This is a genomic window from Streptomyces sp. NPDC048664 (assembly GCF_040650555.1).
In the GTDB taxonomy this organism is placed as follows: Bacteria; Actinomycetota; Actinomycetes; order Streptomycetales; family Streptomycetaceae; genus Streptomyces.
This window is the reverse complement of sequence record NZ_JBEZHK010000045.1, coordinates 12736-34127: the sequence shown is the minus strand read 5'-3', so window position 1 is coordinate 34127 and position 21392 is coordinate 12736. Positions and strand designations below refer to the sequence as shown.

Annotated in this window: 17 protein-coding genes; 16 read left to right on the top strand and 1 reads right to left on the bottom strand. The window is 73.0% G+C overall.

The genetic code is table 11. From position 1 onward, the window contains the following. The first annotated feature begins 1 nt into the window (after nt 1). The 16 genes from asnB to AB0C59_RS32660 are packed head-to-tail and all read left to right on the top strand — an operon-like array spanning nt 2 to nt 20491. Nucleotides 2–1948, top strand: coding sequence for an asparagine synthase (glutamine-hydrolyzing) (gene asnB, locus AB0C59_RS32735; protein WP_363011113.1), 1947 nt, complete (start codon nt 2–4; stop codon nt 1946–1948). 29 nt (nt 1949–1977) lie between these two features. Beyond that, entirely contained in the window at nt 1978–4158 is a 2181-nt protein-coding gene (locus AB0C59_RS32730; protein ID WP_363011111.1) for a bi-domain-containing oxidoreductase, read from the top strand. Next, nucleotides 4155–6122, top strand: a complete 1968-nt coding sequence (locus tag AB0C59_RS32725; RefSeq protein WP_363011109.1) for an alginate lyase family protein — start codon at nt 4155–4157, stop codon at nt 6120–6122. Before AB0C59_RS32730 ends, AB0C59_RS32725 begins: the two co-directional genes overlap by 4 nt. A 9-nt stretch (nt 6123–6131) precedes the next feature. Then, on the top strand, nt 6132–7652 hold the full coding sequence (locus AB0C59_RS32720; RefSeq protein ID WP_363011107.1) for a right-handed parallel beta-helix repeat-containing protein: 1521 nt from the start codon (nt 6132–6134) through the stop codon (nt 7650–7652). Between the two features lies 1 nt (nt 7653). Next, complete coding sequence (locus AB0C59_RS32715) at nt 7654–8883, top strand: O-antigen ligase domain-containing protein (RefSeq protein WP_363011105.1); 1230 nt, start codon at nt 7654–7656, stop codon at nt 8881–8883. Nucleotides 8884–8885: 2 nt separating this feature from the next. Next, on the top strand, nt 8886–10160 hold the full coding sequence (locus tag AB0C59_RS32710; protein ID WP_363011103.1) for a glycosyltransferase: 1275 nt from the start codon (nt 8886–8888) through the stop codon (nt 10158–10160). After that, nucleotides 10157–11392: a class I SAM-dependent methyltransferase gene (locus tag AB0C59_RS32705; RefSeq protein ID WP_363011102.1), complete on the top strand. Its 1236-nt coding sequence runs from the start codon at nt 10157–10159 to the stop codon at nt 11390–11392. The genes AB0C59_RS32710 and AB0C59_RS32705 overlap by 4 nt, the downstream gene beginning before the upstream one ends. After that, complete coding sequence (locus tag AB0C59_RS32700; RefSeq protein ID WP_363011100.1) at nt 11389–12183, top strand: glucose-1-phosphate cytidylyltransferase; 795 nt, start codon at nt 11389–11391, stop codon at nt 12181–12183. Before AB0C59_RS32705 ends, AB0C59_RS32700 begins: the two co-directional genes overlap by 4 nt. After that, a complete protein-coding gene (locus AB0C59_RS32695; protein WP_363011098.1) occupies nt 12180–12827 on the top strand; it encodes a PIG-L family deacetylase in 648 nt (215 codons plus the stop codon). The genes AB0C59_RS32700 and AB0C59_RS32695 overlap by 4 nt, the downstream gene beginning before the upstream one ends. A 3-nt stretch (nt 12828–12830) precedes the next feature. Beyond that, nucleotides 12831–13856, top strand: coding sequence for an NAD-dependent epimerase/dehydratase family protein (locus AB0C59_RS32690; protein WP_363011096.1), 1026 nt, complete (start codon nt 12831–12833; stop codon nt 13854–13856). Then, nucleotides 13844–15127 (top strand): DUF4910 domain-containing protein, encoded by a 1284-nt coding sequence (locus AB0C59_RS32685; RefSeq protein ID WP_363011094.1) that lies wholly within the window; start codon nt 13844–13846, stop codon nt 15125–15127. The genes AB0C59_RS32690 and AB0C59_RS32685 overlap by 13 nt, the downstream gene beginning before the upstream one ends. Nucleotides 15128–15132: 5 nt before the next feature. Then, nucleotides 15133–16419 (top strand): hypothetical protein, encoded by a 1287-nt coding sequence (locus AB0C59_RS32680; RefSeq protein WP_363011092.1) that lies wholly within the window; start codon nt 15133–15135, stop codon nt 16417–16419. Beyond that, a complete protein-coding gene (locus AB0C59_RS32675; protein ID WP_363011090.1) occupies nt 16416–17363 on the top strand; it encodes a glycosyltransferase family 2 protein in 948 nt (315 codons plus the stop codon). Before AB0C59_RS32680 ends, AB0C59_RS32675 begins: the two co-directional genes overlap by 4 nt. Further along, nucleotides 17360–18601, top strand: a complete 1242-nt coding sequence (locus tag AB0C59_RS32670) for a polysaccharide pyruvyl transferase family protein (RefSeq protein ID WP_363011088.1) — start codon at nt 17360–17362, stop codon at nt 18599–18601. The genes AB0C59_RS32675 and AB0C59_RS32670 overlap by 4 nt, the downstream gene beginning before the upstream one ends. Further along, the gene (locus tag AB0C59_RS32665) at nt 18598–19149 is read left to right on the top strand and encodes a dTDP-4-dehydrorhamnose 3,5-epimerase family protein (RefSeq protein ID WP_363011086.1); all 552 of its coding nucleotides are present in this window, start codon (nt 18598–18600) and stop codon (nt 19147–19149) included. Before AB0C59_RS32670 ends, AB0C59_RS32665 begins: the two co-directional genes overlap by 4 nt. Nucleotides 19150–19156: 7 nt before the next feature. Next, complete coding sequence (locus tag AB0C59_RS32660; RefSeq protein ID WP_363011084.1) at nt 19157–20491, top strand: glutamate-1-semialdehyde 2,1-aminomutase; 1335 nt, start codon at nt 19157–19159, stop codon at nt 20489–20491. Nucleotides 20492–20524: 33 nt separating this feature from the next. On the opposite strand, the gene AB0C59_RS32655 is transcribed toward AB0C59_RS32660, so the two are convergent. Further along, on the bottom strand, nt 20525–21205 hold the full coding sequence (locus AB0C59_RS32655; protein ID WP_363011151.1) for a phosphatase PAP2 family protein: 681 nt from the start codon (nt 21203–21205) through the stop codon (nt 20525–20527). Between the last annotated feature and the right edge of the window lie 187 nt (nt 21206–21392).

Sequence of the window (21392 nt, the reverse complement as noted above, 5' to 3'; positions counted from 1 at the left end):
GATGTGTGGCGTCGCAGGCGCTTACCGATGGCCGGACGGGAAGGCCGTGGCGGACCGGCTCACCGATACCCTCGCCCATCGCGGTCCGGACGGGGCGGGCCGCTACAGCCACCCCGTCGGCGACGGCGAGGTGCACCTCGGGCACCGCCGGCTGGCCGTCATCGACCCGTCCGAGACCGGCGCCCAGCCGATGGCCTCGGACGGCCTCGTCCTGACGTACAACGGCGAGCTGTACAACGCGCCCGAGCTGCGCGCCGAGCTGGTGGCGGCCGGGGTGCGCTTCCGCGGGACCTCCGACACCGAGGTGCTGCTGGAGGCCTGGCGGCGCTGGGGCACGGACTGCCTGGCCCGGCTGCGCGGCATGTTCGCCTTCGGGATCTTCGACGAGCGGACCGGTGAGCTCGTGCTCGCCCGCGACCAGCTCGGCATCAAGCCGCTGTTCCTGCTCCGGCGCGGCGCGGGACTGGTGTTCGCCTCCGAGCTGAAGGCGCTCGCCGCCGTGACCGGTGACCCGCTGGAAGTGGATCCGGCGGCGCTGGTGGCCTCGCTGCTGTACTACTGGGTGCCGGACTCGCGGTGCGCGCTGCGCGAGGCGGAGAAGCTGCCGCCGGGGAGCTGGCTGAGGTGCCGGCCCGACGGCCGGGTGGAGCGCGGCCGGTTCTGGAATCTGCGGGACGTCGCCGCCGAGGGCCGGGAGCGGGCCCTGAGCGGCGAGCAGCCGGACCTGGCTTCCATCGTGGAGGAGTCGACCCGGCGGCACCTGGTCTCCGACGTCCCGGTGGCGACGTTCCTCTCCGGCGGTCTTGACTCCAGCTATCTGACGGCGCTCGCCACCCGCCACCGACCCGGGATCTCCGCCTACACGATCGGGTTCCGCCCCGAGGACGCCAGATTCGAGGCGATGCCGGACGACCTGCGCTACGCCCGCCGGGTGGCCGAGCGGTTCGGCGTCGACCTGCACGAGATCGAGATCGCTCCGAACGTGCTCGACCTGCTGCCGCGGATGACGTACCACCTGGACGAGCCGATCGGCGACCCCGCCGCGATCAACACGTTCCTGATCTGCTCGGCCGCCCGGGAGGCCGGGGTCAAGGTGATGCTCTCGGGCATGGGCGCCGACGAGCTGTTCGCCGGCTACCGCAAGCACCTGGCCAACCTGGTCGCGCTGCGCTACCAGCGTGTCCCGCGGCCCATGCGGCGCGGCCTGTCCAGGGCCGTGGACCGGCTCCCGGTCGCGACGAGCCGCCGGGGCTACCGGTCGGTGCGCTTCGCGAAGCGGTTCCTCTCCTTCGCCGACCTGCCGGAGGAGACCGCGTTCCGGCGCAGCTACACGATGTACGACCAGGACGAGCTGCTCGCCCTGGTCGACCCCGACCTGGCGCCGGCGGTCGAGGACGTGCTGACCGAGCACGCGGACGTCTACCGGGACAACGACCTCGACGACTTCGTCAACCGCATGTGCCTGGGCGACGCCCGGATGTTCCTGCCGGGCCTGAACCTCGCCTACACGGACCGCTCCAGCATGGCCGCGTCGACGGAGGTGCGGGTGCCGTACGTGGACGTCGAGGTGGTCAGGGCGGCGTTCGCCGTGCCCGGGGATCGCAAGATCGTCGGGCGGCAGGGCAAGGCCGTCCTCAAGGAGGCGGCCACCTCGATCCTGCCCCGGGAGATCGTGTACCGGCCCAAGGGCCTGTTCAGCGCCCCGCTGCGCGCCTGGATGAGCCGCGATCTGGCACCGCTCGTGCGCGAGGTGGTCAACGACGGCGTGCTCGTCCGCTCCGGGTTCCTGCGCCGCGACGCGCTGGCGCGCATGGTCGCCGAGGACGCCGCAGGGCAGCGGGACTTCTCGAAACATCTGTGGCACGTGCTGACCCTCGAGTACTGGTACCGCGACGCGACCTCCGGGTCCGGCGGGGACGCTCGTTCGGCGGCTCGGAAGACGGCTTAGGAACAGGCTCCAGAACAAGGGGACTTCGGTTGAAGCAGGTTGTGCAGAACTACAAGAGCGGTGAGTTGGCGGTGCTCGACGTGCCGGTGCCGGGGTGCAAGCCGGGGGGTGTGCTGGTCCGGACCGCCTACTCGTTGATATCGACCGGCACCGAGCTCATGAAGGTGTCCGAGGCCGGCATGTCGATGCTGGGCAAGGCCCGTTCGCGGCCGGACCAGGTGGCCAAGGTCATGCAGAGCGTGGCCGTCAACGGGGTGCCCGCCACCTACCGCAAGGTGATGGGCAAGCTGGACTCCTACACGCCGCTCGGCTACTCGCTGTGCGGTGTGGTCGAGCAGGTCGGCGAGGGGGTCGACGAGGTGAAGGTCGGCGACCTCGTGGCCTGCGCCGGCAACGAGCACGCGCTGCACGCCGAGCTGAACTGGGTGCCGAAGAACCTCTACACCCCCGTACCGGACGGCCTCGCGCCGCGGCACGCGGCCTTCGGCACCGTCGGGTCGATCGCGTTGCAGGGCGTCCGCCAGGGCGAGCCGCAGCTGGGCGAGGCGGCGCTGGTCATCGGCCTCGGGCTGATCGGGCAGCTGGTGGTGCAGTTGCTGGTCGCCGCGGGGGTCCGTGTCGTCGGGGTCGACCCCGACCCGGTGCGCTGCGAGCTCGCCGAGCGGCTGGGGGCAGCCGCCTGCGGTGATCCCGCCTCCGCCGCCGTGGAGGCCGCCGTCGCCGAACTCACCGGCGGCCACGGCGTGGACCAGGTGTACCTGGCCGCGGGCGGCGCCAGCAACGAGCCGGTCGAGTTGGCCGCGCGGCTGTGCCGGGACCGGGGCCGGGTCGTCGACATCGGCAAGTGCCGCCTGGACCTGCCGTGGAACGCGTACTACGAGAAGGAGCTGGACGTCCGGTTCTCCCGCTCCTACGGCCCCGGGCGGTACGACCCCGCGTACGAGCTGGAGGGGCGGGACTACCCGATCGGCTACGTGCGCTGGACCGAGCGCCGCAACCTGGCGTGCTTCCTCGACCTCCTGGCCCGGGGCCGCGTCGACGTGGAGCCCCTGGTCTCCCACGTCGCCGACTTCGACGACGCCGTCGAGACCTACCGGAGCCTCAAGGACGGCGAACTGAAGGCCGTGGCCGTGCTGTTCCGGTACCCCGGGCACCCGCAGGAGGCGCAGGCCCCGGCGGTGGCCGTGCCCGCGGTGCGGAGAAGCGGCCAGGTTCCGGCCCCGGCCCGGTCCGCCAGGACTCCGGTGCGGCTCGCGTTCGTCGGTGCGGGGAACTACGCGACGTCGATGCTGCTGCCGCACCTGGTGCGGCGCGAGGGAGTCGAGTTGTCGACGGTCGTCACCACGACGGCGCTGTCGGCGGCCAACGCTCAGCGGAAGTTCGGCTTCGCCGAGGCGACCACCGATCTCGACTCCGTGCTCGGCGACACGTCCGTCGACGCGGTGTTCGTCGTCACCCGGCACAGCTCGCACGCCGAACTGACCCGCAGGGCGCTGCTGGCCGGCAAGGCCGTGTTCGTGGAGAAGCCGCTGGCGCTCACCGAGGACGAGCTGTCCGGTGTGCTCGCGGCGGTGGAGGAGTCCGGCAACGACCGGCTGCAGGTGGGCTTCAACCGCCGGTTCTCGCCCATGCTGCGCGAGGCCAGGCAGCGGTTCGGCGCCCGGACCGGTCCGGCGAGCCTGCGCTACCTGGTCAACGCGGGCCGTCTGCAGCACGGGAGCTGGTATCTCCAACGGGGCAGCGAGGGCTCGCGCTTCGCCGGTGAGGGCGGGCACTTCATCGACACGGCGAGCTGGCTGCTGGAGGCCGACCCGGTGTCGGTGTACGCGGTCGCCACGCCCGGCACCGAGGACCTGCAGGTCGTGCTGCACTACCCCGACGGGTCCACGGCCACCATCAGCTACGTCACCACCGGCGCGCCCGGCTTCCCCAAGGAGACGCTGGACCTGGTCGCGGACGGCAGGGTGCTGCGGCTCGACGACTTCGTCCGCGCCTCGGTCTACGGCCGCAAGCGGTGGGTCAGTTCACGGCTGCCCAAGGCGCGGGACAAGGGCCAGTCCGCCGAACTGGCCGCGTTCGTCAAGGCCGTGCGGACCGGCGGCCCGATGCCGGTGCCGCTGGAGTCGCTGGTCGCCACCACGGCGGCCACCCTCGCCGTGGGGGCCGGCCTGGCCGGCGGCACACGGGTGACGTTGGCGAGGACGCGATGACCATGAGCGCGGGCTGGTACCTGCGAAGGCTGTCCCGGATGGGACCGCGGGAGGTGGGCGGACGGGTGGGCGACGCGGTGCGCAGGCGCCGGTGGCGCTCGGCGCGGCCCGACGCTCCCCGCGTGAGCGGCGCCCGGTTCACCGCCGTACTCCCTGCCGGGACGATCGCCGCCGTGCCGCCCGACGCCGTGAAGCGCCTGCTCGCCGAGGCGGACCGGCTGATGGCCGGGCACGCCGAGTTCTTCGGGGTGGTCCGCGACGATCTGGTCGACCCCGACTGGTGGTACGACCCGAAGACCGGGCGCCGCGCTCCGTGGGGCTACGCGTTCGACGTGCCGTACCGCGACGAGGACGCGGTCGGGGACATCAAGCAGATCTGGGAGCTGTCCCGGCACCAGTACCTCACCGTGCTCGCCGCCGCCTACGCGACCTCCGGGGACGAGCGGTACGCCGAGCGGGTGGCCGAGCACCTGCGGTCGTGGTGGGCGGCCAACGCGCCGTTACGCTCGGTGCACTGGACCAGCGGCATCGAGCTGGGGATCCGGCTGCTGTCCTGGGTGTGGATCCGCCGGCTGCTCGACGGCTGGCCGGGGGCCGCCCCGCTGTTCGAGGACAACCCGGTGGCGCTCCGCCAGATCTGGCACCACCAGCGCTGGCTGGCCGCCTTTCCCAGCCGGGGCTCCTCGGCGAACAACCACGTCGTCGCCGAGGCCGCCGGGCAGTTCGCCGCGGCCTGCGCGTTCGGGTGGTTCCCCTCCTCGGCGCGCTGGCGTGCCGACGCGCTGCGGTCGCTGGAGCGGCACCTGCGGGACAACACCTTCGGCTCCGGCCTCAACCGCGAGCTGGCCACCGAGTACCACGGGCTGGTGCTGGAACTGGGCCTGACCGCGGTGGCCGAGGCGGACGCCGCGGGCGTACCGGTGCCCTCGTCGATCCGGCTGGTGCTGCTGCGGATGACCGACGCGCTCGCGGCCGTCGTGGACGGCCGGCTGCGGCCGCCGCGCCAGGGCGACGCGGACGACGGGCACGGGCTGGTCGTGGACGGGGCGGGCACCGACCGCTGGGCCTCGCTGCTGGCCACCGGGGAGCGGGTGTTCGGCAGGCTCGACTGGTGGCCGGCGGTGACCGGTACCGATGTGCGCACCCCGCTGCTGGCCGCGCTCATCCGGCCCTCCGCGAAAGGGGGAACCGCACCGGCCGCCTTCCGCCCGGCGAGCCGGCCGGCCCATTTCGCCGACGCGGGCCTGACGATCCTGCGCGGCCCGGACGAGATCTGGTGCCGCTGCGACGGCGGTCCGCACGGGTTCCTGTCGATCGCGGCGCACGCGCACGCGGACGCGCTGTCCGTGGAGGTCCGGCACGACGGGGTCGACGTGCTCGCCGACCCGGGGACGTTCTGCTACCACGGGCAGCCCGAGTGGCGGCGGTACTTCCGGTCCACCCTCGGCCACAACACCCTGCAACTGGACGGCGCCGACCAGTCGGTCTCCGGCGGGCCGTTCCTGTGGACCCGGCATGCCCGCAGCCGCGTCCTGGTCGCGGACGCGGCCGGCGGGTCCGACGGGGGCACGGTCCGCTGGTGCGCCGAGCACGACGGCTACCAGCAGTCCGTGCACCGCCGCCAGGTGGAACTAGCCTCCGTTTCGAAGGAGTTGACGGTGGTCGACGAGGTGCGCGGCCCGCGCCGGGCCGTGCGTCTGGCGTTCCATCTCGGCCCGGCGATCACCGCGGACCTGGTGGGGAACCGGGCGGTGCTCACCTGGACCCGGGACGGCGAGAACCGATCGGCGGCGCTCGATCTGCCCGGGCAGCTGAGCTGGCGGGCGCATCGCGGCGAGAGCGACCCGCCACTGGGCTGGTACTCCCCCGGCTTCGGGCGCAAGGAACCCTCCACCACGCTGGTCGGCGGCGGCTTCGCCGACGGCGTGGAGAGGTTCACCACCGTACTCACGTTCCGCGACTAGGGAGGACCCTTGGGGATCACGTCGCGGCACTGGGTGTTACCGGCCGCTCTGCTGGCGCTGGCCCTCTCGGCGGCGACCGGCTGCGAGAGCACGCCGGGCCCGCGGCCGAAGCCGACCGCGGCGCCGTCCGCGTCCGTGGCCCGGGTGTGCGCCGAACCCGCCGCCGGTCCGGCGAAGGCACCGGCGGGGGCGGTGACGGTCGACCCCGCGGTGGTCGGCGACCTGGCCGAGAAGACCAGGAGCAGCCCGCCGCACACCACGTTCTGGCTGCGCCCGGGCCGGCACAGGCTCAAGCCGGACCGCTACGCCCAGGTCGTCCCCAAGGAGGGGGACAGCTATCTCGGCGCGCCGGGCGCGGTGCTCGACGGCCGCAGGACCAACCAGTACGCGTTCGGCGGCGCCGCCCGCGACGTCACCCTCCGCTATCTGACCGTGCAGGACTTCGTCGCCCCGCGTGACGAGGGCGTGGTCAACCACGACTCGGCGGACGGCTGGGTGATCGAGCACGCGACGATCCAGCACAACTCCGGCGCCGGGCTGATGGCCGGTGCCCGCCAGCAGGTCCGCGCGAGCTGCCTTCGCGACAACGGCCAGTACGGCATGAACGCGTACAAGGGCGGCGGCCCGCTCGGCGGCCTGGTGCTCGACGGCAACGAGATCGCGGGCAACAACACGGACGACTGGGAGCGGCGGCGGCCGGGGTGCGGGTGCACCGGAGGCGTCAAGTTCTGGGCCGTCGACGGCGCCGACGTGCGGGGCAACTGGGTGCACGGCAACCACGGGGTCGGGTTGTGGGCGGACACCGACAACAACGACTTCCTCATCGAGAACAACCTGATCGAGGCCAACGACAGTGCCGCGCTCACCTACGAGACCAGCTACAACGCGATCATCCGCAAGAACGTCATCCGGCGGAACAACTGGGTCGAGGGCCGTGCGTACGCCGACCGCGGGGACAACTTCCCGGTCGCGGCCGTCTACCTGTCCGAGTCCGGCGGCGAACCACGGATCCGGGCCCGCACGAACAGGATCGAGATCTACGGGAACGTGCTGGAGAACAACTGGTCCGGGATCACCCTGTGGGAGAACGCCGACCGGTTCTGCAACAGCCCGGCCAACTCCTCCTCCGGGATCTGCACGTTGCTGGTCAAGGACACCGCCCGTTGCGTCCAGCCGGCGATCGCCACCGCACCGCTGCGCGACGACTGCCGGTGGAAGACCCAGCGGGTGGACATCCACGACAACCGCTTCGTGCTGGACAAGTCCGTCGTCGGCTGCACGGTGAAGTGCGACCGCATGGCGGTGCTCGCCAACTACGGCACCTACCCGGACTGGTCGCCGTACCAGGGCGACGGGGTGGCGGAGGCGATCACCGGCAAGCAGGACAACCACTGGCACGACAACGTCTACGTCGGGTCGTGGACCTTCGTCGCCCACGACCCGAGCCGGACCCTCGACTCCGTGCAGTGGCAGGGCATGCCGTACCAGCAGGACGCGGGCAGCACCCTGCGCGCTTCCGGGGGTGGGTGAGATGAGCGAGCACCACACGCCCAGGCTCGTCGGCACGGTCTGGGGACTGCTGATCCTCAACACGCTCGGCTCCGCCGGGGCCAGGACCATCGTCCCGCTGCCCCGCTCCCTCATCCAGATGGTCACCATGGGCTCGCTGGTCACCGCGTTCGCGCTGGCGCTCGTGGTCAACCTGCGGCTGCGCATCCGGGCCAGTGCCTTCCTGTTCCTGCTCACCCTGCTGCTGGCACTGAGCGTGATCTCCAGCGCCAACCTGGAGTCCGGGTTCGGCGCGCTGTTCCGGTGCGCCCGGCTGGCCCTCTTCGTCGGCACCCTGTGGCTGCTCAGCCGCTGGTGGGACGGGGGCACGACCTTCGTCCGGCACCACATCCGGATGTACTTCGCGGTCCTTGGCACCGTGGCCGCCGGCGCGGTCGCCTCACCGGGCGCGGCCATGCCCGACCTCTACGGCGGGCGGCTGGTCGGCGCGTTGTGGCCGCTGACACCGCCCCAGATCGGGCAGTACGCGGCGGTGATCATCGGGCTTGCGGTGCTGCTCCTGCTGGGCCACCGGACCGACCGGACCAGCGCGGCGGTGGTCGTGGTGCCCTCGCTCGTGCTGCTCGCGCTGACCCACACCCGGACGGCCACGCTCGGCCTGCTCGTCGGACTGGCGTTGGCGATCTGTTCGCTCGTCCTGACCAGCGCCGCGGCCCGCCGGTTCTTCTCCTGGACGGTGCTGTGCTGCACCGTGGCCGCGGTGGGGTTCGCCTCCGCCCTGCAGACGTGGTTCCTGCGGGGTCAGAGTCAGGAGAACTTCACCAGCCTCACCGGTCGGGCCAAGGTCTGGGACGCCCTGCTGGCGGCACCCCGGACGACCACGGAGTACCTGTTCGGAGTGGGGCTGGGCGACAAGTCGTTCGGCGGGCTGCCGATCGACGACAGCTGGCTGGCCGTCTACAACGAGCAGGGGATGGTCGGCGTCGTCCTGGTGGCGGCGATGATCGTCGTGCTGGGCGGCGTCGCGTTGCTGCGGCCGCCGTCGCTGTCGAGGGCCTGCGCGATCTTCCTGATCAGCTACTGCGCGATCGCGTCGTACACCGAGGCGGGGCTGGGCGACGCCTCGCCGTATCTGCTGCATCTGACCGTGGCCGCCTCCTTGCTGGTGCCGGCCCCGGCCGTCTCCGTCCCGACGCCGGAGCCCCCCAGACGACGCGTCCCACGATGGGCCCAGAGATCGGAGGTGGCCTGAGCATGCACGTCCTCGTGGTGCACAACCGCTACGCCTCGGCGCAGCCGAGCGGGGAGAACAAGGTCGTCGACCAGGAGGTGGCGCTGCTGCGCGGGGCCGGCCACCGGGTCGAGGTGTTCGAGCGGCGCAGCGACGACATCGCCGCCCGGTCCCTGCTGGGCAAGGCCGCGATACCGCTGCTGGTGCCGTGGAACCCGGGGGTCCGGGCGGAGCTCGCCGCCCGGCTTCGCGCCGAGCGGCCGGACGTGGTGCACGTCCACAACGTCTTCCCGCTGCTGTCACCGGCGGTGCTGGCCGCCTGCGCCGACGCCGGCGTGCCCGCCGTGGCCACGCTGCACAACTACACCCAGGTCTGCCCGCCCGGCACGCTGCAGCGGGACGGCCGGCCGTGCACCGAGTGCGTCGGATCCTCACCGCTGCCTGCCGTCCGGCACGGCTGCTACCGCGGGTCCCGGCTGGCGACGCTGCCGCTCGCGGTGAGCATGTCGGTCAACCGGCGGCGGTGGTGGACCGGGGTGGAGCGGTTCCTGTGCATCTCCGCGGCGCAGCGCGACGTCCTGGTGGGAGCCGGGCTGCCGCCCGAGCGGCTGGCGGTGAAGCACAACTTCGTGCCCGACCCGGGCGCCCGCCGGGACGGCGACGGCGAGCATCTGCTGTATCTGGGGCGGCTCGCCGAGGCCAAGGGCGTGCGCCTGCTCATGGCCGCGTGGGACGAGGTCGCCGCCGGCGGCGGTGTGGGCGTGCCGCTGGTGATCGCGGGCGCGGGGCCGCTGGAGCGGGAGGTCGCCGCCTGGGCGGCGGGCCGGGACGACGTGCGGTACGTCGGCCTGTACGACCAGGCGGAGTGCCGCGAGGCCATCGCGCGGTCGGTCGCCGTGGTGGCCCCCTCCACATGGCTGGAGGCGTTCGGCCTGGTGGTCGTGGAGGCGATGGCGGCGGGGGTCCCGGCCGTCGCGGCCGGTCACGGCGCCTTCGTCGAGCTCGTCGAGGACGGGGTGACCGGGCTGCTGCACCGGCCGGGTGAGGCGGCCTCGCTCGCGTCCTGCCTGCGCCGGGTCACGGGCGGGTCGGCGCGCAACCGGGAGATGGGTCGGGCGGCCCGGCGCCGTTACGAGCGGGGGTTCAGCCCGGCCGTCGGGCTGGAGCGCCTGCTGGAGGAGTACCGGACCGCGATCGCGGGTCGGTCGGGCGGCGGGGACGGTCCGCCGCCGTCGGGGGACGAAGCAACGGGCTCGCGGCGGGTGCGCCCGCGCGAGCGGGATGGGGGCAGTAGATGAATCGATGCCGACTCTGCGGGGCGGCGTCACTGGCGAGCGTCGTCGATCTCGGGGCGACCCCGCCGTGTGAGAGCTTTCTCGCCGCGGACCAACTGGACCAGCCGGAAACCACGTACCCGCTGCATCTGCGGGTCTGCACCGACTGCTGGCTCGCGCAGATCCCTCCGCTGATCACACCGGAGGAGACGTTCAGCGAGTACGCGTACTTCTCCTCCTTCTCGACCTCCTGGGTGGAGCACGCGCGCACGTTCGTCGACGACGCCGTGCGGCGGGTGGGGCTCGGCCCCGACGCCTTCGTGGTCGAGGTGGCGAGCAACGACGGGTATCTGCTGAGGCATGTCGTGGACCGGGGGATCCGCTGCCTGGGCATCGAGCCGTCGGTGAACGTCGGCGCCGCGGCGCGGGACGCGGGTGTGCCCACGCTCACGGAGTTCCTGTCCCCTCGGACCGGCGCCGCCGTCCGGGCCGAGCACGGCCCGGCGGACCTGGTCGTGGCCAACAACGTGTACGCGCACATCCCCGACGTGGTCGGGTTCACGCGGGGGCTGCGCGCCCTGGTGTCCGACGACGGCTGGGTCTCCATCGAGGTGCAGCACCTGCTGACCCTGATCGAGGAGAACCAGTACGACACGATCTACCACGAGCACTTCCAGTACTACACGGTCGCGTCCGCGATCCGGGCGCTGGAGAGCGGCGGACTCACCCTGGTGGACGTCGAGTTGCTGCCCACGCACGGCGGCTCCATCCGGCTGTGGGCCCGCCCGGCCGAGGTGGCCGGGGAGCCGTCACGCCGGGTGAGCGACGTGCTGGAGAGGGAGAAGGCCGCCGGGCTGCGGGAGCTGTCCGGGTACGCCGAGTTCTCCGCCCGGGTGGCCAAGGTGCGCCGGGACCTGCTGCGGTTCCTGGTGGAGGCGGCCGAGCGCGGCGAGACGGTCGTCGGCTACGGCGCCCCGGGCAAGGGAAACACCCTGCTCAACCACTGCGGCATCCGGCCCGACCTGCTCCCGTACACGGTCGACCGCAACCCCTACAAGCACGGCAGGTTCACCCCGGGCACCCGCGTCCCGATCCTGCCGCCCGAGCGGATAGCCGCCGACCGGCCGGACTACGTCCTCGTCCTTCCGTGGAACCTGCGGGAGGAGCTGGTCGAGCAGCTGTCCTTCGTGCACGAGTGGGGCGGCCGGCTGGTCTTCCCCATCCCGGAACTGAGCGTTGTCGAGGTGAAGCGGTGAAGGTCGTACTGTTCTGCGGCGGTTACGGGCTGCGGATGCGCAGCGGGGCCTCGGACGACGTGCCCAAGCCGATGGCGATGGTCGGCCCGCGCCCGCTGATCTGGCACGTCATGCGCTACTACGCGTACTACGGGCACACGGAGTTCATCCTGTGCCTCGGGTACGGGGCGCACCACATCAAGGACTTCTTCCTCAACTACGAGGAGACGACGTCCAACGACTTCGTGCTGCGGGGCGGCAGGACCGAGCTGCTGTCCACCGACATCGCCTCCTGGACGATCACGTTCGCGCAGACCGGCATCGAGTCGCCGATCGGGGAGCGGCTGCGCCGGGTGCGGCACCACCTGGACGGCGACGAGATGTTCCTCGCCAACTACGCCGACGTGCTCACCGACGCCCCGCTGCCGGAGATGATCGACCGGTTCGCCCGGCGCGACGCGGGCGCGTCGATGATGGTGGTGCCGCCGCAGTCCTCCTTCCACTGCGTGGAGTTGGGCGACGACGCCCTGGTGGGGGGCATCACCGCGGTGAGCGACATGCCGTTGTGGGAGAACGGCGGCTACTTCGTGCTCCGCCAGGAGGTCTTCGACCACATCCCGGAGAACGGGGACCTGGTCGCCGACGGATGTGCCCAACTGGCCAAGAGCGGGCGGCTGGTGGCCTACCAGCACCGCGGCTTCTGGAAGCCGACCGACACCGTGAAGGAGCGCGCCGCGCTCGACGACGCCTACACCCGGGGCGACCGCCCGTGGGCCGTGTGGGAGCACGGCGCCGGAACGAGGACCGCGTGATCGCGCTCGGCGCCGGGCGCCTGGACCGGATCGCCGCGCTGGGCGCGCACTGCGACGACATCGCCATCGGCGCCGGCGGCACGCTGCTGACGCTGTGCCGCGCGCGGCCGGGCGTCCGCGTCGACGCGCTGGTGCTCTCCGGTGGCGGCGGCGAGCGCGAGCAGGAGGAGCGGGCCGCGCTCGCCGCCTTCTGCCCGGGCGCCGACCTGCGGCTGACCGTGCTCAAGCTGCCGGACGGCCGGCTGCCCGCGCACTGGGAGGAGGCCAAGTCCGCGGTCGAGGAGTTCCGCGAGCGGACCGAGCCGGATCTGATCCTCGCGCCCCGCACCGATGACGCGCACCAGGACCACCGCTGCCTGGCCCGGTTGCTGCCGACCGCGTTCCGCGACCACCTCGTGCTCGGCTACGAGATCGTCAAATGGGACGGCGACCTCGGCCGTCCGTCGGTGTACCAGCCGCTGTCGCCCGAGATCGCCGAGGAGAAGGCGCGACTGCTGGCGGAGCACTACCCCTCGCAGCGGCACCGTCCCTGGTACGACCGGGAGGCCTTTCTCGGCCTCGCGCGGATCCGCGGCATCGAATGCCAGGCGCGCTACGCCGAGGCGTTCGCCGTCCACAAACTCACTCTCGACCTGGGGGAATGAACCTTGCGCGTACTGCTGACCGGACATCAGGGCTACCTGGGCACCGTGATGGCCCCGGTCCTCACGGCCGCCGGGCACGAGGTCACCGGCCTTGACTCCGGCCTGTTCGCCGACTGCGTGCTCGGCCCGCCGCCCGCGGACCCCTCCGGGCACCGGGTGGACCTGCGCGACGTCACGGCGGAGCACGTGGCCGGGGTGGACGCGGTGATCCATCTGGCCGCGCTCTCCAACGACCCGCTGGGGTCGCTGGCCCCGGAGCTCACCTACGACATCAACCACCACGCCTCCGTGCGGCTGGCCCGGCTGGCCCGCGACGCGGGAGTGCGGCGCTTCCTGTACGCGTCGACGTGCTCGGTCTACGGGGCCGCGGGCGGGGACGACCTGGTGGCCGAGGACGCCCCGCTGCGCCCGGTGACGCCGTACGCGGAGTCCAAGGTGCGGGTGGAGGACGACCTGCACGCGCTCGCCGACGGCGACTTCAGCCCGGTGTTCATGCGCAACGCCACCGCGTTCGGCCACTCGCCCCGGCTGCGCGCCGACATCGTGCTGAACAACCTGGTGGGCCACGCGCTGCTGTCCGGCGAGGTCCTGGTGCTGTCCGACGGCACCCCCTGGCGCCCGCTGGTGCACGCGGCCGACATCGCCCGGGCGTTCACGGCCGCGCTGAGCGCGCCGCGGGAGGCCGTGCACGACCGGGCGTTCAACATCGGCAGCGAGACCAACAACGTCACGGTCGCCGAGATCGCCGAGCAGGTCGCCGAGGCGGTGCCCGGCTCGAAGGTGGTGATCACCGGGGAGACCGGCGCCGATCCGCGCTCCTACCGGGTGGACTTCTCCCGGTTCCGCGCCGCGGTCCCCGGCTTCGACTGCGCGTGGACGGTGAAGCGGGGCGCGCTCGAACTCGCCGACGCCTACCAGAAGCACGCTCTGACCCGGGAGGACTTCGAGCGGCGCTTCACCCGGCTGGCCGTGCTGCGCGCGGCGTCCGCGGCGGGCGCCGTCGACGACACCCTGCGGTGGCGCCGGTGACCGCGAGGGGCGAGGAGATGTACGCCCTGGTGGAGCGGTTGTACCCGCTGTGCCGGAGCATCACCGGCGACGGTGTGCGCGCCACCCTGGAGATCGTCGGCGAGTACGTCCCGCTGCGGGTGCACGAGGTGCCGACCGGGACCCGGGTGCTCGACTGGACGGTGCCGCAGGAGTGGAACATCCGGGACGCGTACGTCGCCGACGCCACCGGCAGGCGGGTCGTCGACTTCGCCGCGTCCAGCCTGCACGTGCTCGGCTACAGCGTGCCGGTGGCGGCGACCATGCCGCTGTCCGAGCTGCGCGCGCACCTGCACACCCTGCCGGACCACCCGTCCTGGGTGCCGTACCGCACCAGCTACTACACGCCGGACTGGGGGTTCTGCCTGGCCCAGGAGACCCTGGACGCGCTGCCGGACGGCGAGTACGAGGTGCGGATCGACTCCACCCTGGCCGACGGCCACCTCACCTACGCCGAGCACGTGGTCCCCGGGCAGGTGGCCGACGAGGTGATCGTCTCCAGCCATGTCTGCCATCCGTCGCTGGCCAACGACAACCTGGCCGGCATCGCGGTGGCGACGTTCCTGGCCCGGGCCCTGGCGGAGCACAAGCCCTACTACACCTACCGGTTCCTGTTCGCGCCCGGCACCATCGGTGCGATCACCTGGCTGGCCCGCAACGCGGAGCGGGTGGGGGAGGTCAGGCACGGGCTGGTGCTGGCCTGCGCGGGCGATCCGGGCCGGCTGACGTACAAGCAGAGCAGGCGCGGCGACGCGGAGATCGACCGGGTGCTGCAGCATGTGCTGACCGCCTCCGAACGACCGCACCGCATAACCGAGTTCACTCCGTACGGCTACGACGAGCGGCAGTTCTGCTCGCCCGGGTTCGATCTCGGCGTGGGCTCCCTCAGCCGGACCCCGTACGCCGGGTATCCCGAGTACCACACCTCGGCGGACAACCTGGATCTCGTCTCCCCCGAGGCGATGGCGGACACGCTGGCCCTGTGCCGTGAGGCGTTCGCCGTCCTGGACCGCAACCGGCGGTACGTCAACCTGAGCCCCTACGGCGAACCGCAGCTGGGGCGGCGCGGGTTGTACGACTCGCTCGGTGGCCGCAGCGACGCCCAGCAGGCCCAGATGGCCATGCTCTGGGTGCTCAGCCTGTCCGACGGCGAGCACAGTCTGCTGGACGTCGCCGAGCGGTCCGGGCTGCCGTTCGCCGCCGTCGCCGCGGCGGCCGACGCCCTGTGCGACGCCGAACTGATCAAGGCATGACGCCGATGAGCACCGAGGAGAGGACGACGGCACCGGCCCGATCCGCCAGGCGGGCCCTCGTCGGCAGGCTGTCCTGGGGACTGGCCGACCAGGCCGCCTCCAGCGTGAGCAACTTCGCGGTGGGCATCTACGTGGCCCGCTCGCTGGGGGTGACCGCGTTCGGCGTGTTCAGCCTGGCCTGGGTGACGTACGGCGTGGTGCTCAACGTCTCGCGCGGGCTGGCCACCGACCCGCTCGTGGTCCGCTTCAGCGGCGTGTCGGACGCCTCCTGGCGCGGGGCGGTGGCCCGCTCGACGGGCACCGCGCTCGGCGTCGGCACGGTCATCGGCGCGGTGTGCCTCGTGGCCGCGCTCGGCCTCGGCGGCAGCCTGGGGTCCGCGTTCGTCGCGCTCGCCGTCATGATGCCGGGGCTGCTGCTCCAGGACGCCTGGCGGTTCGCGTTCTTCGCCGCGGGCGCCGGACGGAAGGCGTTCGTCAACGACGTCGTGTGGGGTGCCGCGCTCGTCCCCGCCATGGTGGTGGCGGCCCGGGTGGGCAGCGTGGCCGCTTTCGTGCTCGCCTGGGGCGCGTCCGCCACGGTGGCGGCGGGGTACGGCTGCCTCCAGTCCGGCATCCGGCCCCGGACGGCGCAGGCGCGCGGCTGGCTTCGCGAGCAGCGCGACCTCGGCTATCGCTACCTGGTGGAGAACGTCAGCCTCAGCGGCGCGAGCCAACTGCGGGCGTACGGGCTGGGCGCGATCGTCGGGGTCGGCGCGGTGGGCGCGGTGCGGGGCGCCGAGCTGCTGCTCGGCCCGTTCCTGGCGGTGCTCATGGGGCTCTCGCTGGTCACCGTCCCCGAGGCGGCACGGGTGCTGCGGCAGGCCCCGCACCGGCTCGGCACGTTCTGCCTCCTGCTGGGCGGGGGGCAGGCGGCCGGAGCGCTGCTCTGGGGCGGGGCGCTGCTGCTGGTCCCGGACCGGCTCGGCGAACTGGCCCTCGGCGGCGTCTGGCACTCCTCCTCGCAGCTCATCGTCCAGATCACCCTCGGCGTCGCGGGCGCCGGCCTCGGCACCGGCGCGGCGGCCGGGCTGCGTGCGCTGGGCGCGGCCCGACGCAGCCTGCGCTGCCAGCTGTTCGCCTCCGCCTGCTACGTCGGCGGCGGCCTCGGCGGGGCGGCCGCCGGAGGCACGGCGGGCTCGGCCTGGGGCGCCGCCGCCGCGACCGTCACCGCCTCGGCCGTGTGGTGGCTGCACCTGCGGTCCGCCCTGCGCGAGCGCCACCGCGATCCCATCCCCGAAGTGAGGACCTCATGACCGACCGACCCAGGCTGAGCATCGGCCTGCCCGTGTACAACGGCGAGGAGTACCTGGCGGAGTCGCTCGACGCCCTGCTCGGCCAGACCTACGAGGACTTCGAGCTGGTCGTCTCCGACAACGCCTCGACCGACGGGACCGAGGAGATCTGCCGCGCGTACGCCGCGCGGGACGCGCGCATCCGCTACCTCCGGCTGCCGCGGAACATCGGCGCCACACCGAACCACAACCTCGTGTTCGTCCGGTCCCGCGGCGAACTGTTCAAGTGGGCCTCGCACGACGACCTGTACGGCCGGGACCTGCTGCGGCGCTGCGTCGAGGCGTTGGACGAGCGGCCGGACGTGATCCTCGCGCACACCGGCCAGGCGGTCATCGACGGCGACGGCAAGGTGAAGGTCCCCTACGAGTACGGGCTCACCACCGACTCCCCGCACGCGCCGGAGCGCTTCCGCAGCCTGCTGTTCGAGCCCGGTGGCGACGACTTCTACGGGGTGATGCGGGCGGACATGCTGCGGCGGGTGAAGCCGCTCGACAGCTACCACCACGCGGACCGCACGTTCGTCGCCGAGATCACCCTGCACGGGGCCTTCCACCAGGTGCCGGAGCTGCTGTACTTCCGCCGCGACCACCCCACGCGCGCCGAGCGGGCGAACCCCTCCAAGCGCGCCCGGTGCGTCAATCTGGACCCGCGCAGGGCGGGTCCGCTGCATCCGACGCCCCGGCTGCTCGCCGAGTACCTGGCGGGCTTCGTCGCGGCGGTCCGGCGGGCCCCGCTGTCCGCGGCCGACCGGCGCGCGTGCTACCGCCATCTGGCCGCCTGGATGACCAGCCGGGTCCGGCCGGGCGCCGGTGAGCGGGTCGAGGACCGCGCCCCGGTCGATCCGGGGCTGCTCACGGTCTCCGTCGACGACCTCGTCGCCGGACGTGAGGGGAGGAGGGCATGACGGCCGCGGACAGGGCCCCGGTGCGCGTCGGGGTGTTCGGCCTGCTCGGCTCCGGCAACCTCGGCAACGACGGATCGCTCGAAGCCCTGCTCGGGTACCTGCGCGCCGCGCACCCGGAGGTGGTCGTGGACGCGCTGTGCGGCGGACCCGAGGCCGTGACGGCCCGGTTCGGGATCCGCGCGACGCGGCTGCACTGGTACCGCGGGGAGTACCGGACCGCGTCGCGTACGGGCGCGATCGCGGCGAAGGGCCTGGGCAAGCTCGTCGACGTCGTCCGCACCGCGGCCTGGGTGCGCCGGCACGACGTGGTGATCGTCCCGGGCATGGGCGTCCTGGAGGCCACGCTGCCGCTGCGGCCGTGGGGCTTCCCGTACGCGCTGTTCCTGCTCTGCGCGAGCGGCCGGATGCTGCGCGTCCCGGTCGCGCTGGTCGGGGTCGGCGCGGCCGCGATCGGCAACCGGCCGACCAGGGCCCTGGTGCGCTGGTCGGCCCGGCTGGCCTCCTACCGGTCCTACCGGGACGCCCCCTCCCGTGACGCGATGCGGGCGATGGGCGTGGACACCGCGCGCGACGAGGTGCACCCCGATCTCGCGTTCGCCCTGCCGACGCCGCGAGCGAGCGCGCCGTTCGACCCGTCGGCGCCGCCGGGCCCGGTCTGCGTCGGCGTCATGGACTTCCACGGCGGCAACGACGACCGCGCCCGGGGCGAGGAGATATACCGGCGCTACCTCGACGGGACGATCCGGTTCGTCCGGACGCTGGTCGAGGAGGGCAGGTCCGTCCGGCTGCTCACCGGCGACGGATGCGACGCGCCGGTGGTCGCCGCGATCCGCGACGCGGTGGACTCGCCGCTGGTCACCGCGGCCGAACTGTCCTCGCTCGCCGACCTGATGAACGAGATGGCGCTCGCCGACACCGTCGTGGCGGTCCGGTACCACAACCTGATCTGCGCGCTGAAGACCGGTACGCCGGTGCTCGCCCTCTGCTACGCGGCCAAGAGCGACGCGCTCATGGCGGAGATGGGCCTCGGCGCGTACTGCCACCCGGCGCGCGCGGTCGACGCCGACCGGCTGCTCGAGCAGTTCCGTGCGCTGGAGAAGCACGCGGTCGAGCTGCGGGCGACCGTCGCAGAGCGGACCCTGGCCGCCGGCCGGCGACTCGATCAGCAGTTCACCTCCCTGACCGCGGCGCTGTTCCCGGCGAGGGACCACGCCCAGACCGTACGGAAGGAATCATGAAGGCGACCGAAGTCCCCGAGATCACCGGCGCGTACCTCTTCGAGCCGACGCCGCACGCCGACGAACGCGGCTTCTTCTGCCGCACCTTCGACGCCGACGTGGTCCGCTCGGTGGGCATCGCCCCGGAGGCCTTCTCCCAGGACAGCCTCTCCCGTTCGGCCGGCGGCGTCCTGCGCGGCCTGCACCTGCGCTCCGGCGACGGCGAGGCCAAGCTGGTGCGGTGCTCGTACGGCAGGATCTTCGACGTCGTCGTGGACCTGCGGGCGGACTCACCCACCTACCGCAACCGGGCCTTCTTCGAACTGTCCGACGAGACGCAGGTGACCCTGTACATTCCGGCGGGGTGTGCCCACGGCTTCCAGGCGCTGACCGGGACCGCCGACGTCTCGTACCGCATCGACCGCCCGCACGATCCGGCCGAGGACGTGACGATCGCCTTCGACGACCCCGAACTCGCCATTCCCTGGCCGCTTCCGGTCACCTCGATGTCCCCAAGGGACCGGAAGGCGTCGAGCCTCGCCGCGTTCCTACAGCACAAAGAAAGTTGAGTACCGCGTGGGCACGGACAACACCGAAGAACTCCACCTGACCCGGTCGCAGCGGGCGAACGAGCGGCTGCACGCCCTGATCCCCGGGGGCGCGCACACCTACGCCAAGGGCGACGACCAGTACCCCGACAAGCTGGCTCCCGTCATCAGCCACGGCCAGGGTGCCCATGTGTGGGACATCGACGGCAACCGCTACATCGAGTACGGCTCCGGCCTGCGGTCGGTCAGCCTCGGCCACGCCCACCCCCGCGTGATCGAGGCGGTGCGGCGGGAGATCGGCCGCGGCAGCAACTTCGTCCGGCCCTCCATCGTGGAGGTGGAGGCCGCGGAACGCTTCCTGGCCACGGTGCCGACCGCCGAGATGGTGAAGTTCGCGAAGAACGGCTCCGACGCCACCACCGCCGCGGTGCGCCTGGCCCGTGCCGCCACCGGACGCCCGCGGGTGGCCCTCTGCGCCGACCATCCGTTCTTCTCCGTCGACGACTGGTTCATCGGCACCACGCCGATGTCCGCCGGTGTCCCGGCGGCGACCAACGAGCTGACCGTGGCGTTCCCTTACGGGGACCTGGCCGCCACGGAGGAGCTGCTCGCCCGCTACCCGGACGAGATCGCCTGCCTGATCCTCGAACCCGCCACCCACACCGAGCCGCCCCCCGGGTACCTCGCCGGTCTGCGCGACCTGGCCGACCGGCACGGCTGCGTCCTGGTCTTCGACGAGATGATCACCGGTTTGCGCTGGTCCGAGGCGGGCGCCCAGGGCCTGTACGGCGTCGTCCCCGACCTGTCCACGTTCGGCAAGGCGCTGGGCAACGGGTTCGCGGTCTCCGCGCTGGCCGGGCGCCGCGAGCTGATGGAGCAGGGCGGGCTGCGCCACCCCGGCGACCGGGTGTTCCTGCTGTCCAGCACGCACGGCGCGGAGACGCACTCCCTGGCGGCCGCGATGGCCGTCCTGGCCACCTACGTCGAGGAGGGCGTCACCGCGCGGCTGCACGCCCTCGGCGAGCGGCTGGCCACCGGTGTCCGCGAGGCCGCGGACAGCATGGGGGTCGGCGACCACGTCCTGGTCCGGGGCCGGGCCAGCAACCTGGTCTTCGCCACCCTCGACGAGGACGGCCTGCCCTCGCAGCGGTACCGCACCCTGTTCCTGCGCCACCTCCTCGCGGGCGGCGTGCTGGCGCCGTCGTTCGTGGTGAGCAGCGCGCTCGACGACGCCGACATCGACCACACCGTCGAGGTGGTGGCCCAGGCGTGCGCGGTGTACCGGAAGGCACTGGACGCCGCCGACCCCGCCTCCTGGACGGCCGGACGGCCGGTGAAGCCGGTGTTCCGCCGCTTCGTGTGAGGCATGGGAACACGAGGCCGGCGTGACGTCGCGTCAGTGGGGCTCCCGCCGACCGGTATCGGCCGTCCGGCCGGCCTGCCGGTCGGCGGTCCGGTCGACCAGCCACGCGGTCGCCGGTGTCACCGCCAGCCCGGTGCACCAGCCACCGAGGGCGTCGGTCGGGTAGTGCGCCCCCAGGGCGACCTCGGCCCAGCCCATGGCGGCACCGGCGACCAGCGCCGCGCCGAGCACGAGGGGGACACCGGCCCTCCTGTCGAGGCCGAGCCGCTCGGTCGCGACCAGCGCCGCCACGAGGGCGAGCGTGGTGGCGAAGGCGGTGTGCCCACTGGGGTAGGAGAGGTACCCGCCGTGGATGGTGCGTCCCACCACGGACTTGAGCAGCGTCGCCGTCCCCACGCTCGCACCGAGGCCGACCAGGACGAGCGCCGCCGCGCGAGGACGCCGAAGCAGCAGACAGGCCGCCACGGCGCTCGCCACGAGGATCGCCGCTCCCTGGGGCTCCCCGAGGAAGTCCAGGGCCAGGGCGGCGTACCGCCACGGCGGCCGCACGCCGTACACCATCGCCGAGACCCGCGCGTCCACCCTGCCGGGTCGGCTGTGGCCCGCGTACAGGACGCCGAGCACGACGACCACCAGCGCGCCGAGGACCGCGGCGGACCCGAGCCACGCGCGCAGCGACGGGGGCAGCACCGAGGGCGCCGACCGCCCGGTCACCCGCCCGCCGGGTCCGGTCGAGCGCACCGACTCCACCGCCGACTCCCCCACCAACGAACTCCCTGGTTCCGGCCCCGGATCGTCTGTGCGTGCCCGCTCTCGGAGCGCCGCCGGAGCCGCCGACGATACTGACGCCGGCCGATCCCCCCAAACGCCGACGACGGGTCTCGGACATCTCCGAAACCCG

Bases quoted from the DNA above. Each gene is read 5' to 3' on its own strand.
- asnB (WP_363011113.1), top strand. From the start codon at position 2: ATGTGTGGCGTCGCAGGCGCTTACCGATGGCCGGACGGGAAGGCCGTG.
- AB0C59_RS32725 (WP_363011109.1), top strand. From the start codon at position 4,155: ATGACCATGAGCGCGGGCTGGTACCTGCGAAGGCTGTCCCGGATGGGA.
- AB0C59_RS32715 (WP_363011105.1), top strand. From the start codon at position 7,654: ATGAGCGAGCACCACACGCCCAGGCTCGTCGGCACGGTCTGGGGACTG.
- AB0C59_RS32710 (WP_363011103.1), top strand. From the start codon at position 8,886: ATGCACGTCCTCGTGGTGCACAACCGCTACGCCTCGGCGCAGCCGAGC.
- AB0C59_RS32705 (WP_363011102.1), top strand. From the start codon at position 10,157: ATGAATCGATGCCGACTCTGCGGGGCGGCGTCACTGGCGAGCGTCGTC.
- AB0C59_RS32680 (WP_363011092.1), top strand. From the start codon at position 15,133: ATGAGCACCGAGGAGAGGACGACGGCACCGGCCCGATCCGCCAGGCGG.
- AB0C59_RS32675 (WP_363011090.1), top strand. From the start codon at position 16,416: ATGACCGACCGACCCAGGCTGAGCATCGGCCTGCCCGTGTACAACGGC.
- AB0C59_RS32670 (WP_363011088.1), top strand. From the start codon at position 17,360: ATGACGGCCGCGGACAGGGCCCCGGTGCGCGTCGGGGTGTTCGGCCTG.
- AB0C59_RS32665 (WP_363011086.1), top strand. From the start codon at position 18,598: ATGAAGGCGACCGAAGTCCCCGAGATCACCGGCGCGTACCTCTTCGAG.